A 14,162-nucleotide genomic window follows, 5' to 3' on the forward strand; every position below is an offset into this window, starting at 1 on the left:
GAGAAGCTGTCGCAGGTGGTGGCGGAGGTCAACGGCGGAGCGGAAGCGCTGGCGGGGGCGTCGGAAGAGGTGAGCGCGACGGCGCAGGCGCTGTCGCAGGCGGCCAGCGAACAGGCCGCGAGCGTGGAGGAGACCAGCGCGTCGATGGAGCAGATGACGGCATCGATCTCGCAGAACACGGAGAACGCGCGGGTGACCGACGGGATGGCGACGAAAGCCGCGACGGATGCAGCAGAAGGCGGCGAAGCGGTGAAGGCGACCGTGTCGGCGATGAAGCAGATCGCCCAGAAGATCGGCATCATCGACGACATCGCGTACCAGACCAACCTGCTGGCGTTGAACGCGGCGATCGAGGCAGCGCGCGCGGGAGAGCACGGCAAGGGGTTTGCGGTGGTCGCAGCAGAGGTGCGCAAGCTGGCCGAGCGCAGCCAGGTGGCGGCGCAGGAGATCGGCACCGTGGCGAGCTCCAGCGTGGAGCTGGCCGAGCGGGCCGGCAAACTGCTGGGCGAGATGGTTCCGAGCATCAAGAAGACGTCGGACCTGGTGCAGGAGATCTCGGCGGCATCGCAGGAACAGTCGTCAGGGGTGAACCAGATCAGCTCCGCGGTGACGCAGCTGAGCCAGACGACGCAGCAGAACGCGTCGAGCTCGGAGGAGTTGGCGGCCACGGCCGAAGAGATGAGCGGCCAGGCCGAGCAACTGCAGCGCACCATGTCGTTCTTCAAGCTCGAACACATCGCGGCGGCCGAGCCTGCATCGCCGGCACCGGCACGCCGCGCGGTTGCCGGGGCGAAGGCAGTTGCACGGCCTCGCAGGGAGGTTCGCATGCCCGTGATTCATGCACCGGTCGTCGACGTGCTCGATGAAACCGAGTTCGCCCGTTTCTGATCCGGCACAAAGGGGTCATCATGAACACGACTGCTCTTCAGCAGCCCACGAAGCGCCAGCGGACGGAGGCGCTCCAAGCCAGCGTTCAGAGCGCGCAGTATCTGACGTTCATGCTTGCCGGCGAAACCTTCGCCGTCGGCATCCTGGCCGTCAAGGAGATCATCGAGTACCGGGGGCTGACCGAGGTCCCGATGATGCCGGTGCACGTGCGCGGTGTGATCAATCTTCGCGGTGCCGTGGTGCCGGTGATGGACCTGCTGATGAGGTTCGGCCGCGCCCCGAGCCCAGTGGGAAAACGCACCTGCATCGTCATCCTGGAGATCGAATCCGAGCAGGAACGGCAGGTCATCGGTGTCGTGGTGGACGCGGTCAACGAGGTGCTGGACATCGGCGCTTCGGAGATCGAGCCTCCGCCGGCGTTCGGCGCACGCATACGCAGCGACTTCATCGAAGGCATGGGCAAGGTCCGTGACAAGTTCGTGATCCTGCTCGACGTGAACCAGATGCTGTCCGTCGGCGAGGCCGCGCAGATGACGCGGCAGGCCGAGTCTGCATCCAGCGGTCCGGAGACGAGCGGACGTGCGCTGACCGGCGAGTGATCGGCGAGTAAATCGAGCCGGCTGCCCGAGGCCACCGGCGTATCTCAAGACGAATCCGCGTAGCGCCCGCCACCAGGAGCAGCGGATCAAGGAAAAATCATGTTCAGGAATCTCCAGATCGGGGTCAAGCTCGGCATCGCATTCGCATTGCTGACGCTGTTGTCGGTGATGTTGGGAGCGACAGCGACGTTTCAGACGCGCCACATGGAAGTGTCATGGGCGGGCTTCGAGCAGCAGACGCTCGCGAAGCGCAACGCCGCGGTGCAAGGCAGCGAGAATCTCGCAAGCGGCGTACAGAACTTCAAGAACTTCATCCTGCGCGGCGGCGACTATGCGAAGCGTTTCGACGCCGACATGGACGCGATCGACCAGCAGGCCAAGATCTACGGCGAGATTGCAGAACTGCGCGCAGAAGAAAAGGAGCTCATGCAGCAAGTGTTGGCCGGCACGGCGAGCTACCGCAAGGACATGGAGACGCTGGTCACCCTGCGTGCCACCACCGGGAATCCGCTCGAACTCGACAAGGCCGTCAAGGGAGCGGACAAGCCGATCGCCCAGGCGCTGGACAAGCTGCTGAAGCTGACGGACGAATCGATCGCCAAGGCGGGAGCCGAGATGAGAGCGGCCAGCGCCCGCGCCCAGATGACAGTCGTCCTGGCGCTGATCGTCATCGTGCTGGTCTCCATCGTCAGCGGCGCGGCCATCACGCTGAGCATCACCCGTCCTCTGCGGCAGGCTGTCGCCGTGTCGTCTTCCCTGGCCGCCGGTGATCTCGACGTCCGCATCGACGTGCGGTCGCGCGACGAGACCGGTCGGCTGCTGGAGGCAATGAACCACATGGTCGGCAAGCTGCGCCAACTGGTCGAGGGCCAGCAAGGACTGGTTGCCGCCGCCAATCGAGGCTCGTTCGAGGCGCGCATCGACCCGCAGGGGCTGCAGGGCTTCCAAAAGGAGATGGCCGAGTCGCTGAACCAGCTGATGCACACCACCGGTGAAAGCGTCAGCGACGTCGTGAACGTCATGGAATCGATGGCGCAGGGAGACCTCACCAGGAGGATAGAGCGCGAGTACCAAGGCACTTTCGGCGACATGAAGGGCTACGTCAACAAGACGGTGGAGAAGCTGTCGCAGGTGGTGGCGGAGGTCAACGGCGGAGCGGAAGCGCTGGCGGGGGCGTCGGAAGAGGTGAGCGCGACGGCGCAGGCGCTGTCGCAGGCGGCCAGCGAACAGGCCGCGAGCGTGGAGGAGACCAGCGCGTCGATGGAGCAGATGACGGCATCGATCTCGCAGAACACGGAGAACGCGCGGGTGACCGACGGGATGGCGACGAAAGCCGCGACGGATGCAGCAGAAGGCGGCGAAGCGGTGAAGGCGACCGTGTCGGCGATGAAGCAGATCGCCCAGAAGATCGGCATCATCGACGACATCGCGTACCAGACCAACCTGCTGGCGTTGAACGCGGCGATCGAGGCAGCGCGCGCGGGAGAGCACGGCAAGGGGTTTGCGGTGGTCGCAGCAGAGGTGCGCAAGCTGGCCGAGCGCAGCCAGGTGGCGGCGCAGGAGATCGGCACCGTGGCGAGCTCCAGCGTGGAGCTGGCCGAGCGGGCCGGCAAACTGCTGGGCGAGATGGTTCCGAGCATCAAGAAGACGTCGGACCTGGTGCAGGAGATCTCGGCGGCATCGCAGGAACAGTCGTCAGGGGTGAACCAGATCAGCTCCGCGGTGACGCAGCTGAGCCAGACGACGCAGCAGAACGCGTCGAGCTCGGAGGAGTTGGCGGCCACGGCCGAAGAGATGAGCGGCCAGGCCGAGCAACTGCAGCGCACCATGTCGTTCTTCAAGCTCGAAGCTTGGGCCGTCGCGGCTCCGGGCAAGCGCCTTGCAGCCGCGCCGACTGTGGCCGTGAAGTCGGCCGCCAACAAGCGCCGACCCGCCGTCGGTACCGCCCTCGCGGAAGCGCAGTTCACTTCGGAAGCAGACTTCGTTCGCTTCTGAGGCCGCGACGTCCTTCCGAGCGACGGCACGCCTGCCGCACTTCCTTTCGGGGCTCAGCCGACATGAGTTTCATCGCCATCGACGACAGAGAATTCCTGCAGTTCCAGCGCTTCATTTACGACCGGGCCGGCATCACGCTGTCGTCGACGAAGAAGGCGCTGGTATCCGGCCGACTGGCCAAGCGCGTGCGGCAGCTGCAGCTCGACAGCTACGCCGATTACCTGGAGCTGCTGGCGAGCGGGCAGGCCCAGGCCGAGGTGCAGACGGCCATCGACCTGTTGACGACGAACGAGACCTACTTCTTCCGCGAGAGCAAGCATTTCGAGTTCTTGCGTGAACTGTGCCAGGCACGCGCGCCGAACTCCGAGCCCATGCGCGTGTGGAGCGCCGCGTGCTCGACGGGCGAGGAGCCGTACAGCATCGCGATGGTGCTCGCTGACCTGATGAGCCGCGAGCGCTGGGAGGTGCTGAGCACTGACATCAGCAGCCGCGTGCTGGAACGGGCGCGCGTCGGACACTATCCGATGGAGCGCGCGCGCGACATCCCAGCGGACTACCTCAAGCGCTTCTGTCTGAAGGGCATCAAGGGGCAGGAGGGAACGCTGCTCGTTGAAAGGGCGTTGCGACAGCGGGTGCAGTTCATGCATGCCAACCTCAACGAGCAACTGCCGCAGATCGGCATGTTTGACGTGGTCTTCCTGCGCAACGTGATGATCTATTTCAGCGGCGACACCAAGCGGCAGGTGGTGTCTCGCGTCGTGTCGCAGCTGAAGCGAGGCGGACATCTTTTCATCGGGCATTCTGAAAGCCTTCACGACATCAACAGCGACGTGCAGCAGATCCGCCCGGCCGTCTACCGCAAGCCATGAGTTCCATCAAGGTTCTCGTGGTCGACGACTCGGCCGTCATGCGGCAGGTCGTCTCGGGCTTGCTGCAGGAATGCCCCGGCATCGAGGTCATTGCCGCCTGCGCCGACCCCCTGCTCGCTCAGGAGCGCATGCGTCAGCAGTGGCCGGACGTCATCGTGCTGGACGTCGAGATGCCACGTATGGACGGCATCACGTTCCTGCGCAAGATCATGGAGGAGCGGCCCACACCGGTCGTCATCTGCTCTACGCTCACCGAGAAAGGCGCGAAGACCACGATGGAGGCGCTTGCCGCCGGTGCGGTGGCGGTCGTCACCAAGCCGAAGCTCGGCCTGAAGCAGTTCCTGCACGAATCGGCCGATGAACTCGTCTCCACGGTGCGAGCCGCGGCGAGAACCCACCCCAAGCGCCTGAAACCACGAGCAGAGGCGACGCCGGTGGCACCGAAACACACGGCCGATGCCGTGCTTCCGGCTGCAACGGCGGCGCCCATGATCCAGACGACGGAGCGGGTGGTGGCGATCGGGACGTCGACCGGCGGCACGCAGGCACTGGAGGCCGTACTGACCGCCCTACCTCGCCTGTCCCCGGGGCTGGTCATCGTGCAGCACATGCCCGAACGCTTCACCGCGGTATTTGCCGCTCGCCTCGACGCGCTGTGCGAGATCCGCGTGAAGGAAGCCAGCAGCAACGACAGGGTGCTGCCCGGGCGGGCCTTGATCGCTCCTGGGGGCAAGCACATGCTGCTGCGGCGCAGCGGCGCGCAGTATTTCGTCGACGTCGTCGATGGCCCGCTGGTCAATCGCCATCGGCCGTCGGTGGACGTGCTGTTTCGCTCCGCAGCGCGCTGCGCCGGACCGAATGCGACGGGGATCATCATGACCGGGATGGGCGACGACGGCGCGGCAGGTTTGCTGGAGATGCGCAATGTCGGTGCCCATACGGTGGCGCAGGACGAGCAGAGCTGTGTCGTCTTCGGGATGCCGAAGGAGGCCATCAAGCGCGGCGGCGTTCAGAAGGTGGTCAGCCTCGACGCCATCCCGGCAGAGATCGCCTCGCACCCGCCGCTGCAGCACCGGAGCTGAGGTTCACGACGCGACGTCGAGCAAGCAGCAGTTGCCTCAAACCAGATTCGGTCCACCGGTGATAGTCGTGGGGGCCGACGTGAACCCGCAACAGCAAGGGTGTGGCGATGAGGGCATGACCGCCCGGTTCGAGCATCTCTCGCATGCACCGGACGGCCTCGACCGGCTCGGGCACATGCTCAAGCACCTGATCGGCGATCAGATGTCGAACGGCTTCGGCAGCACGTCCCGGCAGATATCGAACTCGGGATATTCCACCGCGGTGCAGCTTGCAGACGGGAGGCGTTTCCATGCCTGGTTCCAGCCAGGCGACACTTCCAGCACATCGCCGATGCGGCCGCGTGACCCCAGGAATGGGTGGAACGAGTCGATTTGGCGCATTCGCAGCCAATGGCGATCGTCATAGCCGACTTGCTTCAACCATCCCTTGATACGTCGTAGTCCTCGCATTGCGCTCCGTCAGCGGTAGATTCGAAACGCGCTTCAAGATATTGGCCGAAGGCCCAAGCCGCCGCCGCTGGCAAGGAGTCGGATCACGGGGATGGCTCGCGACAGCGATCGTGAGCCAAATCATCCCCTGGCGATCGCCCAACGCTGAATGGCCAGCATCCGGCCGCTGGTGTACTGAGCGGCCACGAGCAGGAACGTGACGCTGCTCGACCCCACGACGACAATCTTGCCCCAGGCTTCGTCGAGCGAGCACATGCGGCCTTCCACGTCATGCACCTGGAAGGCGAGTCCAGGGCGTGGGTCACCAAACTCAAGGAGCACGGGTGCGCCCGAGATTTCTCCCGATAGGGCCAAGCCGTTGCGCGGCGCGCTCAATGCAAGCGCAGCGCTGGGCGCGACCCGATACAAGAGCGGGTGTTTCAGCAGATCGTGAATGGAGCGCCGCGAGCCGCCGCCGTGCCGGTGGGGCCGGCCCGGGCGACTTGACCGAGCAACCCTTGGCAGCCGGTGTGCCCAGCGGAGATCCGTGGAGTCCGCTCGCATGCTCCCTCGTCAAGCGCCCTTCCAGAACCGGACCCTCAACGGTGAAGGCGCTGCTTCCGGCACGTTCATTGCTGCGAAAGAACTCACGACACCACGGATCTGCGATCCCGCCGCCCCTCAAGTTCGCGACGGCAGCGCCGCACATCGTTCGATGGGCCCGAACCGGGCTTCCCTGCTGGGTGTCGCGAACGCCGCGCCACATTCAGCCTTCGATCGGTCCATACAACCGCCATTGACCCTCATGCATGTCGGATTGCTCCGCAGCGCTGCAGCCAGACCGCACGTGTTGGAACGCTTGTGGCCGCTGCTGGTCGCCAGTCTGACAGCGGTCGTGTTGTTCACCTGCCAGCACTTGTACTTCGAGCTTCAATCGGCACGCGAGGATGCGGCCGATGACGCAGCCTCCATACTGGCCCTGGTGCACCACGTCGACGAGGGGCATTGGCCGGGCGCGACGGTCGTTGACGTACTGCGCGAAGCGTCGGCAGGGTTCGACCGGGTGATGTCCGCGACTTACTGCCACAGCGCGCACTGCCTGTCCGAATCCCGTGGATCCGCCCCCGATTGCGAAAGCGGCCGGGACTGGTTGTCGGTGTGCGTGACCGCGGCTGACGACAAATCGACGGCCTCGCTCACCGTTCGGTACTCCTTGGTGGAGGTCTATCTCGAGGCGTTGCGGGCCATCGCCTTCTTCGTCCTGGTGCTGCTGATCGCGGCTGCGACACAAGCGACCGCCTCGCGACGGCTTCGCGCTCGTCTGTCGAGCGCGGAGACGGACCTCCGGCGGGCCGCCACACTCGACGCACTCACCCACCTGCTGAATCGCTCGGCCTTCGAGATGGCGGTGCGCGCCGTGAACGACCGGGCGTCCGCCGATGCGCGCAGCTGGACCTTGATGTATTTGGATCTCGACGGATTCAAGGACATCAACGATCACCACGGCCACACCGTGGGTGACGTCGTGCTGAAAGAAGTGGCCGACCGGCTGCGCAGCGCAGTTCCCGATTCGGCGCTTTTGGGTCGGTTCGGCGGAGACAAGTTCGCGCTCGCGCTCTGCGCAAGCACCGATCGGCCGGCCATTGAGCGACAAGCGCAACGGCTGATGGAAATCGTGTCGCGACCGATCGATCTCGAAACCGGTTCGGTGTCGATGGGCCTGAGCATCGGCGTTGCCGAATCGATCACTGCAGAGCAGCCGTTTGGAGAGGCGTTGCGCCGCGCCGATCTGGCGCTGTACGAGGCGAAGCACGCCGGGCGGGGTCGTCTGCGGTACTTCGACCAGGCGATGTCGCGGCACGCGAGTGATCGCTACGAGTTGCTTGACGCCTTGAAGGCCGCGATCGAGCGCAAGCAGTTCTTCCTGGAGTACCAGCCGCAAGTGGATGTCGATGGCCAACTGCGCGGCGTCGAAGCGTTGGCGCGCTGGCGACACCCGACCCGCGGGATGATCCGGCCCGACCTGTTCATCGCCGCCGCCGAACAATCAGGATGGATGGGCCCGTTGGGTCTGCTGCTGCTCGAACTCGCCTGCACCGACCTGCAAGCCTGCCGGGGCAGCGGCACGTGCATTCCCTACGTCAGCGTCAACATATCCCCCAAGCAACTGGCCGACCCGAGCTTCGTGAGTGTGCTGTGCAACGTGGTGGAACGGCACGGCCTCACATCCCGGGATGTCGAACTCGAAGTCACCGAAGGATCGCTCATGGATGCGGCCACCAGCGAAGACGCGGTCCGGCGGTTGGCGGCCCTCGGTTTCCGTATCGCCATCGATGATTTCGGAACCGGTTACTCCTCCCTGAGTCGCCTGCACCGGCTTCCCGTCCACAAGCTGAAGATCGACCGGGCCTTCGTCGGGCAACTCGAGGGAGACCGCGTCGGCACGTCGATCGTGGAATCGATACTCGCGCTCGCCGATCGCCTGGGCCTCAAGACCGTCGCCGAGGGGGTCGAGACGCGCGAACAATCTCTGTGGCTGAAGGAGGCCGGCTGCACCCTGATACAGGGCTACTACTACGCGCGGCCGATGGCGCGAGAACGGCTGATCGACTGGATCCAAGACCGACGATTCGCTCGCGGCGACGATGCTCCTGCACCCGTGTGGTCCGAGACCTTGCCCGGCGAGGCCATGAAGCGATAGCCGAGGATCATCACGTGCCGCAGATACCGGCGGCACGGCTGCCTCTCACGTCGGAGGCCGATGAGCGGAGAACGCCGTCGCAGGGACGACCGGCGGTAGCAGCGCAGGCGTGCCTCGTCAGGCGGTCACTTTGAATGTCCCGACCGAGTGCGCCAACCGGTGTGCCTGATCCTTCAAACTCTCCGCAGCCGCGGCCGACTCCTCCACCAGCGCCGCGTTCTGCTGTGTCATGCGGTCCAGTTCGGCCACGGCCTGAAACACCTGCTCGATACCCTGATCCTGCTGCACCGCCGACGCGCTGATCTCGGCAATGATGTCGGACACGCGCCGGACCGAGGAGACGATGTCGTTCATGGTGGTTCCCGCGCGCTCCACCAGTTGGGCGCCGGAGCCGACCTTCTCGACCGAAGCGCCGATCAACTGCTTGATCTCCTTGGCGGCCTGCGCGGAGCGCTGCGCCAGATTGCGCACCTCGCCCGCCACCACGGCAAAGCCGCGCCCTTGCTCGCCGGCGCGGGCCGCCTCGACAGCCGCGTTGAGTGCCAGGATGTTGGTCTGGAAAGCAATGCCGTCGATGACGCCGATGATGTCGGCGATCTTTCTCGACGCCTCGTGAATGTCACCCATCGTGCTCACCACCTGCGCGACGACTGCGCCCCCCTGAGACGCGATGTCGCAAGCCGACGCGGCCATCTGGTTGGCTTGACGGGCGGAATCGGCAGACTGCTTGACGGTGTGCGTGAGCTGCTGCATCGAAGAGGCGGTCTGCTGAAGGCTGCCGGCGGCCTGTTCGGTGCGACCTGACAGATCCAGGTTGCCGCTGGCGATCTCGGCCGATGCAGTCGAGATGCTGTCGCTCGCGAGGCGCACGTCGGAGACGATCTTGGCCAGGCTGTGTCGGGTCAGCTGCACAGCCGCTATCAGGCGACCGATCTCGTCGTGTCCCCCTTGGGCATCGACGTCCTCGTTCAATCGACCCTCGGCGATCGCCTGCAAGGCGTGCTGTGCTGCCTCGAGCCGGCGTTGCACAGTGCGGGCCAGAAGGTGCGTGCACAGGAGCACGGTCACTCCGACCGCCAGGCCGATGCCCAGGCAGACGGTGGCGAACTGCAGCGCGGCACGTCGCACCTCGTCGACGTACACGCCCGAGCCAAGCACCCAGCCCCACGGCTTGAACCCGACCACATACGAGCGCTTGGGCTCGGGATACTGGTGGCCGGGTTTCGGCCACAGGTAGTCGACGTAGCCTGCGCCCGCGCGTTCCACGGTACGAACAAACTCCACGAACAGCTTCTTGCCGTCCGGATCCGCCATGCCGCTGAGGTCCTGCCCGTCGAGTTCCGGCTTGATCGGATGGGCAACCATGCGCGGCGTCATGTCGTTGATCCAGATGTATTCCTTGCCCTCGTAGCGGATCGCCTTGATCTCGGCGACAGCCTTGGCCTGTGCGTCGGAAGCGGAAAGCCTCCCTCCGCGCTCGTCGTCGTGATATCGCTGGGCGATGGCCACGGCCTGCTGCACGACCGAGCGCGTCGTCGCCAGACGGTATTCGACGATCTCGTGATAGTAGGTCCAGCCGGTATAGGCGGCCAGAGCCAAGACCGCGAGCGTCACGCCGATGGCGAGCAGACGCAGCTTGAGAGCCAGAGACCAGCGATGGAAACGAGACAGCACTTTGTTCACCTCTGGATTGCCCGCGCAGCGGGGTGATAGCGATGGTGGTCGCCGCACCCGCCCCGGGGGGCGGAACGACAGCGTGGTGTAGCGTTGTCGGCGTGGAACAACGCAGACTTGAGGACACAATTCACGCGCGACCTGCACTGCCGTCCCGATGGGTTGCCGCATTCCGTTGGGCCGGCAGGACCTCTCACTCCATGACCGGCACGCTCCTCCCCCGGATCGCGAGCCGCGAAGTCTGCGAGGGACGACCGCTTTCATTCCCGTTGCGCCAGGGCCTGTTTCATTCCGGCCGGATGCGTTTGAATCAAACGCACGCCCCGTGCATTTCTCACGCCTTGCACGTCCCCCGCCCCTACAAAACGCACGGCAGGAGCCGAAGGCGCAAGCATGCCCGTGCTCGATCCTTTCACGATCGGAGTCGTCTCCGTCCTGTTTGCCACCGCCTTCTCCGTCAGCCTGCTCATCAGTCGGATCAGTCTCGGTGCCTCGGCGATTGGCATGCGAACGTGGCTGCTGGGCGATGCCGCACTCATAGTTTCGCGATACCCGACACTGGCGGAACTGCAACCGGCCATGCTCCCCGCGTCGGTCGACGCGATGCTGCTGACCAACGTCTGCGTCGCCGCGGGTGCCGCCTGGCATTGGCTGGCACTGCGGCGTCACGTGTCGCCTCATCCGAAGGTCGGCACGGGGCTGGCAGGAGGCCTGGCCGTCGGCTTGCTGATCGCCCTGCTCAGTGCCCTGCTCTTCGACAGCGCGGTGGATCGGCAACGCCTGTTCCACGCCGTCATGGTCGTGCTGTTCGCCGTGAAGCTCAAGATCACATGGCCGCATGCGCGCCGTCTGTGGGGAGCACGGGCGCTCACGTTGGCGTTCGCATGGGCTCTCCTGGCGAATCTGGTCATGCTTGGCACAGCATCGGACCACAAGGCCGGAGGGCATCAGTGGGCCACCATGTACTTGCTGATGGGCACGATCATGACGCTGCTCGCGGCCATGGCGTTCCTGCTGTGGCTGCAACAGGAGGCCGCCGAAAGTCTGGCCCACCGCGCAAGCACGGACGCACTGACCGGTGCACTCAACCGACATGGCGTCCTCCCTCGCCTCACTGCCGAACTGCGTCGGGCCAGCCGCAGCGGACGCCCGGTGTCCATAGCGCTGTGCGATCTCGATCATTTCAAGAAGGTCAACGACAGCCATGGTCACGCCGTCGGGGATCAGGTGCTGAAACGGTTTGCCGAGTTGTCGGTCCACATCCTGCGCACGAGCGACCTTGTCGCCCGCTGGGGCGGCGAGGAGTTTCTCCTGGTGCTACCCGACACCGGCGGCTCCGACGCCCTGATCGCGCTCGAGCGCCTTCGCAACGCACAGGCTGCCGCCACCGACGATTTGCCGATGGTCACCTTGAGTGCCGGGATCGCCACCGCCCAAGGCCGGCCGGAGGTCTACCAGATGGACGGCCTGCTGCAGCGCGCCGACGAGCAGCTCTATCGAGCGAAAAGCACCCGGAACTCGGTGCGGTTCGAGCCGATCGGGGCAGAACCTGCTACGGCCTGAACACCTCGATCGCGCCGCCCGAAAAGGTATTGTCCTGACCGCCAGGCAGCCACTTCCACGCACGGAACGCGCGGCCCCGGACCTCCCGGAGGCTCATCGATTCGACGGGCCGCAGCGTTGTAAGCGCGATCAATGACCCTTGGCAGCCCGCGGCCGCTTGCATGACCGACGCAGCGGCCGGCCGGCGTGCCGGGTCGATGACTGCAACGTTTCGTCGCAGATCAGCCATCAGGCTCCGGGCCGCATCGTCGACACTTTCGTCGTTGCTCGGGCCTGTCTGCGGCAACACACGCCTACGCAGGAGCCTCCCATGCCCCAACGACTGATTGCCGCCTGTTTGCTGGCGGGCATCCTGGAAGCCATTCCAGGCTCGGCAGCCGCCCTTGATCTTGCCATCGAGGTGACGAACCCCAAGCTCACCAGCGGAACGCTCTACACCGCTCTGTACAACTCGGCCGACGGGTGGATGAGCACGGCGCAAGCCATGCGCACGCAAAAGGTGGGTGTGCAGACCGACAGGACGGTGGTGCACTACCGGGACTTGCCGCCCGGCCGCTATGCGCTGTCGATCTACCACGACGAGAACGACAACGGCCGGCTCGATACCAACGTGCTCGGCATACCGCGCGAGCGAACCGGCTTCAGCTCGAATGTGCGCGGGCGTATGGGCCCTCCGAGCTTCGAGGACGCAGCGGTGAAGCTCGAGCAGGACACCACGCTGACCGTGAATCTCCATTGAGGAGCCCGCGCCATGGACCGCCGTCACTTTCTGCAAGGACTGTGGGGGGCCGCCGCCGGCTGGAGCGCGGGTGCGCGCGCCTCCGACTGCAGCCCGGACGATTGGGCCTGGGCGTTTGCGGCAAAGGCACAGCAGCATCCCCGCCTGGAGGGATTTCGTGGCCTCAGCCACGACGTACCGCTGGTTCGCATGGCGTTGAGCGGGCGGCTTCCGAAGGGCCTGGCCGGGGCCTTCTATCGCAATGGGCCGGCGCGACACGAGTTGGGCGGCTACCGCTATCACCATCTCTTCGACGGCGACGGCATGGTGCAGAAGTACCAGATCGACGAGCACGGCATCACGCACTTCGGGCGCTTCGTCCGCACTGAAAAGTTTCTCGCCGACACCGAGGCGGGCCGCCCGGTCCGGGGCGCTTTCGGCACTCCGCTGGGTTGCCTTCAGCCCGTCGGTTCTCCCGACGGCGTCAACACCGCGAACATCAGTGTGATTCATCACGGTGGTGAACTGATGGCGTTGTGGGAAGGCGGGTCGGCCACCGTGCTCGACGCGCAGTCACTGGAGACGCGGGGCGTCAAGACATGGAGCGAAGAGTTCACGGCCATGCCGTTCTCTGCGCATCCGAAGGTGGAGCCCGACGGCACGCTGTGGAACTTCGGCGTCGCGGGCTCGCACGGGGTGCTCGCGATCTATCGGATCTCGGCTGCCGGTCAGTTGCAGCAGGCACAGATCATCGAGGTGCCCCGCATCGCGATGATGCACGACTTCGCGATCACCGAGCGCCACCTGGTGTTCGTTCTGCCGCCGTTTCTGTTCGACGCGGAACGTCGCCGTTCGGGTCACACCTTCCTGGACAGTCACGTCTGGCACCCCCGTCAGGCGATGCGGGTGCTGGTGTTGGACAAGAACGACCTGTCACGGCAACGCTGGTTCGAGTTGCCGACGGGTTTCGTGTTTCACCTCGGCAACGCCTGGGAAGACCGACAAGGGCGCAAGATCCATTTCGACCTTGCCCGGTTTGCCGATCCTTCGCTCGCGCAGCAGGAACTTCACCGGCTGATGCGCGGCGAAAAGGTCGCTGGCGCCCCGCCGGAACTCGCGACGGTCGAACTCGATCTCGGCAGCGGCCGCGCCACACAAAGGCTGTTGCCGTACACGGCCGACTTTCCGCGCATCGATCCCCGGCGGGTCGGGCGAAGACACCGCGACCTCTTCTGCGCCCTGCGCAGCCATGCCAACGCCGCGCCGTGGTTCGACGGCGTGATCCGCGTCAACACCGAGAGCGGGTCCGCCGACCGCTTTGTCTATCCCGAAGGGCACATGGTGGAGGAACACGTCTTCGTGCCGTCGCCACAGGCGAAAGGAGAAGGACAGGGCTGGCTGGTGGGCACCGCGCTCGACTGGCGGCGACACACCATGGTCTTTTCGGTCTTCGACGCACAGCGCTTGGCAGCGGGGCCGATGGCGCAGGCCTCGATGCCGCGCACCATGCCGCTGGGCCTGCATGCGACGTTCGTGCCTGCTCGCTCCGGCCAGTCCTCCTGAGTCTCCCCGATGTGCGCGGGTCAGCAGGCGAAAAGCGCTTGCCTGCTTGCGTCGAAGCCGAGTTGCCGAGTTCCCTCGTAT

General features: G+C 65.4%; 12 protein-coding genes. 9 read left to right on the forward strand and 3 right to left on the reverse strand.

Going from position 1 to position 14,162, the window contains the following annotated elements:
- The 5 genes from M8A51_RS17170 to M8A51_RS17190 form a co-directional block, all read left to right on the forward strand.
- Positions 1-888 (forward strand): methyl-accepting chemotaxis protein (locus M8A51_RS17170; protein ID WP_251779748.1); only part of this gene is annotated, 888 nt, incomplete at its 5' end.
- 20 nt (positions 889-908) lie between these two features.
- A complete protein-coding gene (locus M8A51_RS17175; RefSeq protein ID WP_251779749.1) occupies positions 909-1,487 on the forward strand; it encodes a chemotaxis protein CheW in 579 nt (192 codons plus the stop codon).
- Positions 1,488-1,586: 99 nt separating this feature from the next.
- Entirely contained in the window at positions 1,587-3,482 is a 1,896-nt protein-coding gene (locus M8A51_RS17180) for a methyl-accepting chemotaxis protein (RefSeq protein WP_251779750.1), read from the forward strand.
- 62 nt (positions 3,483-3,544) lie between these two features.
- Positions 3,545-4,351 (forward strand): CheR family methyltransferase, encoded by an 807-nt coding sequence (locus tag M8A51_RS17185; protein WP_251779751.1) that lies wholly within the window; start codon positions 3,545-3,547, stop codon positions 4,349-4,351.
- Positions 4,348-5,433, forward strand: coding sequence for a protein-glutamate methylesterase/protein-glutamine glutaminase (locus tag M8A51_RS17190; protein WP_251779752.1), 1,086 nt, complete (start codon positions 4,348-4,350; stop codon positions 5,431-5,433). The genes M8A51_RS17185 and M8A51_RS17190 overlap by 4 nt, the downstream gene beginning before the upstream one ends.
- A gap of 198 nt (positions 5,434-5,631) precedes the next feature.
- Here M8A51_RS17190 and M8A51_RS17195 read toward each other — a convergent pair whose 3' ends face one another.
- Positions 5,632-5,853: a hypothetical protein gene (locus tag M8A51_RS17195; protein ID WP_251779753.1), complete on the reverse strand. Its 222-nt coding sequence runs from the start codon at positions 5,851-5,853 to the stop codon at positions 5,632-5,634.
- Positions 5,854-6,003: 150 nt separating this feature from the next.
- The gene (locus M8A51_RS17200) at positions 6,004-6,150 is read right to left on the reverse strand and encodes a hypothetical protein (RefSeq protein ID WP_251779754.1); all 147 of its coding nucleotides are present in this window, start codon (positions 6,148-6,150) and stop codon (positions 6,004-6,006) included.
- Between the two features lie 274 nt (positions 6,151-6,424).
- Between M8A51_RS17200 and M8A51_RS17205 the strand changes: the two genes are divergently transcribed.
- Entirely contained in the window at positions 6,425-8,563 is a 2,139-nt protein-coding gene (locus tag M8A51_RS17205; RefSeq protein ID WP_251779755.1) for a putative bifunctional diguanylate cyclase/phosphodiesterase, read from the forward strand.
- 117 nt (positions 8,564-8,680) lie between these two features.
- Here M8A51_RS17205 and M8A51_RS26310 read toward each other — a convergent pair whose 3' ends face one another.
- Entirely contained in the window at positions 8,681-10,408 is a 1,728-nt protein-coding gene (locus M8A51_RS26310) for a methyl-accepting chemotaxis protein (protein ID WP_259372053.1), read from the reverse strand.
- Positions 10,409-10,630: 222 nt separating this feature from the next.
- On the opposite strand from M8A51_RS26310, the gene M8A51_RS17220 reads away from it, so the two are divergent.
- The 3 genes from M8A51_RS17220 (at position 10,631) to M8A51_RS17230 (ending at position 14,081) form a co-directional block, all read left to right on the forward strand.
- Positions 10,631-11,800, forward strand: a complete 1,170-nt coding sequence (locus tag M8A51_RS17220; RefSeq protein WP_251779756.1) for a GGDEF domain-containing protein — start codon at positions 10,631-10,633, stop codon at positions 11,798-11,800.
- A gap of 310 nt (positions 11,801-12,110) precedes the next feature.
- Positions 12,111-12,539: a DUF2141 domain-containing protein gene (locus M8A51_RS17225; RefSeq protein WP_251779757.1), complete on the forward strand. Its 429-nt coding sequence runs from the start codon at positions 12,111-12,113 to the stop codon at positions 12,537-12,539.
- Between the two features lie 12 nt (positions 12,540-12,551).
- Positions 12,552-14,081, forward strand: coding sequence for a carotenoid oxygenase family protein (locus tag M8A51_RS17230; RefSeq protein WP_251779758.1), 1,530 nt, complete (start codon positions 12,552-12,554; stop codon positions 14,079-14,081).
- Positions 14,082-14,162: the final 81 nt, after the last annotated feature.

This window comes from Caldimonas mangrovi, assembly GCF_023721835.1.
GTDB classification, from domain to species: Bacteria; Pseudomonadota; Gammaproteobacteria; order Burkholderiales; family Burkholderiaceae_C; genus Caldimonas; species Caldimonas mangrovi.

Bases quoted from the DNA above. Each gene is read 5' to 3' on its own strand.
- M8A51_RS17205 (WP_251779755.1), top strand. From the start codon at position 6,425: ATGCTCCCTCGTCAAGCGCCCTTCCAGAACCGGACCCTCAACGGTGAA.
- M8A51_RS17220 (WP_251779756.1), top strand. From the start codon at position 10,631: ATGCCCGTGCTCGATCCTTTCACGATCGGAGTCGTCTCCGTCCTGTTT.
- M8A51_RS17225 (WP_251779757.1), top strand. From the start codon at position 12,111: ATGCCCCAACGACTGATTGCCGCCTGTTTGCTGGCGGGCATCCTGGAA.
- M8A51_RS17185 (WP_251779751.1), top strand. From the start codon at position 3,545: ATGAGTTTCATCGCCATCGACGACAGAGAATTCCTGCAGTTCCAGCGC.
- M8A51_RS17190 (WP_251779752.1), top strand. From the start codon at position 4,348: ATGAGTTCCATCAAGGTTCTCGTGGTCGACGACTCGGCCGTCATGCGG.
- M8A51_RS17230 (WP_251779758.1), top strand. From the start codon at position 12,552: ATGGACCGCCGTCACTTTCTGCAAGGACTGTGGGGGGCCGCCGCCGGC.
- M8A51_RS17180 (WP_251779750.1), top strand. From the start codon at position 1,587: ATGTTCAGGAATCTCCAGATCGGGGTCAAGCTCGGCATCGCATTCGCA.
- M8A51_RS26310 (WP_259372053.1), bottom strand. From the start codon at position 10,408: ATGCGGCAACCCATCGGGACGGCAGTGCAGGTCGCGCGTGAATTGTGT.
- M8A51_RS17175 (WP_251779749.1), top strand. From the start codon at position 909: ATGAACACGACTGCTCTTCAGCAGCCCACGAAGCGCCAGCGGACGGAG.